1 protein-coding gene and 1 pseudogene are annotated in these 2,099 nt (G+C 69.1%); both read left to right on the top strand.

The annotated features are described in order from the left end of the window. Nucleotides 1–667 (top strand): annotated as a pseudogene (locus ABZ873_RS34110) (hypothetical protein); the annotation flags it as partial. Nucleotides 668–860: 193 nt separating this feature from the next. Further along, nucleotides 861–2,099: HAMP domain-containing protein (locus tag ABZ873_RS34105; RefSeq protein ID WP_360880752.1), on the top strand; the 1,239-nt coding region annotated here is incomplete at its 3' end.

The following is a 2,099-nucleotide window of genomic DNA, read 5'->3' as shown; positions in this document are numbered from 1 at the left end:
GATCTGCGGCCTCACCGCCCACCTGATCCTCGCCCCGGCCCGCCATGTCCACCACCGCCAGGAGGCCGTCGCCGACCTCTACACCGCGATGAGCCGGCGCCTCGACGACCTCGCCGAGATCCTCGACGGCAACACCCCTGACACCGAGCGCGTCCGGCACTGGCGCCGGGACTGGAACGAGCTCGCCACCGAAGCCGAACGCATCCGGCACACCATCGACGCCGAGATGGAGAACAGCCGCCTCCACCCCCGCCGCACCACGGCGCTCGCCACGGACAACGCCCTGCCGCGCGCCCGCGAGGCCGTCACCATCGCCGAACGCACGATGGACCACCTCCGCTCCCTGACCCGCACCCTCTACTACGCCCTGGACAGCCAGGAGATCACGGGCCTCCCCGCCTCCTTCCGAAGCGCCTGCGGCACCCTGCTTCGTACGGCCGCCACCGCGCTGGAGGAGATCGGGCAGACGTCTCCGACCGACCCGCGGCACCTCGCCGACCTGATCGACGACGCCATGGCAGAACTCCACCGAGTCGAACGACACGAGCGGGCAACCGCGGAGGCGGAACCTGTAGTCCATACCCTCCAGGGCACGCTTCTGACGGACATCAGCCGTCTCCTGTCCGAACTCCGGCCAGGGCGCTACGCCACCACACCAGCAGGCTGACGCACCGCCCTGCGGTGCGGTCTGCCACCTGAGAGGCCGGTCACGTCGCCTGCGGCCACAACCACACTCAGCCACAGCGAGCGAACGCAGGTTTGGGTGCGGCTTCGCGGGCGGGGGCTCATGTGATGGACTTGGGCATGGGACGCTCGAAGGTTGCGGGCGTGCCGTGAGCGGCACGAGAGATGGGACTGGGATGGCCAGGACGGCAGATTCGTCACGCGCGGAAGCGACGGCGACAGGGGCGGTCGGCGAGCCCGAACTGCGGCAGTTGCTGGCCGGGCTGACGGCCGTACGCGACGGCGACTTCGGCACTCGGCTACCGGACGAGGCCGACGGCCTTCTCGGGGAGATCGCCACGGTCTTCAACGGCATGGTGGACCAGCTGTCGCTGTTCACGTCCGAGGTCACCAGGGTCGCCCGTGAGGTCGGTACCGAAGGGACGCTGGGCGGCCAGGCGGAGGTGCCGGGGGTCTCCGGTACCTGGGCGGATCTCACGGATTCCGTGAACGCGATGGCGGGCAACCTCACCACCCAGGTCCGGGACATCGCCCAGGTGGCGACGGCAGTGGCGCGCGGCGATCTCTCGCAGAAGATCGACGTCGCGGCCCGCGGGGAGATCCTGGAGCTGAAGGACACCGTCAACACGATGGTGGATCAGCTGTCCTCGTTCGCCGCCGAAGTCACCCGTGTCGCCCGTGAGGTGGGCAGCGAGGGACGCCTCGGCGGCCAGGCCCAAGTGCCTGGAGTAGCCGGCGTGTGGCGTGACCTCACCGATTCGGTGAACTTCATGGCCGGCAACCTCACCGACCAGGTCCGCAACATCGCCCAGGTCACCACCGCCGTCGCCAAGGGCGACCTCTCCCAGAAGATCGCCGTCGACGCGCGCGGCGAAATCCTGGAGCTGAAAAACACCATCAACACCATGGTCGACCAGCTGTCCGCCTTCGCCGGTGAAGTCACCCGAATGGCCCGCGAAGTCGGAACAGAGGGCATTCTCGGCGGCCAGGCAGACGTGAAGGGCGTCTCCGGTACCTGGCGCGACCTCACCGATTCGGTGAACTTCATGGCCGGCAACCTGACCTCCCAGGTGCGCTCCATCGCCCAGGTCGCCACCGCCGTGGCCAAGGGCGATCTTTCGCAGAAGGTCCGCGTGGACGCGCGGGGCGAGATCCTGGAACTCAAGACCACGATCAACACGATGGTCGACCAGCTGTCCGCGTTCGCCGACGAGGTCACCCGCGTGGCCCGCGAGGTCGGCACGGACGGGCGGCTGGGCGGCCAGGCGGATGTCAAGGGCGTCTCCGGCACCTGGCGCGACCTCACCGACTCGGTGAACTTCATGGCCGACAACCTGACCGCGCAGGTCCGCTCGATCGCGGAGGTCACCACCGCGGTGGCCCAGGGCGACCTGACCCAGAAGATCCGGGTCGAC

This window comes from Streptomyces sp. NPDC047014 (assembly GCF_040644195.1).
GTDB lineage: Bacteria > Actinomycetota > Actinomycetes > Streptomycetales > Streptomycetaceae > Streptomyces.
Note: the sequence above shows the minus strand (reverse complement) of the source record. Positions and strands in the feature narration are given on the sequence as shown.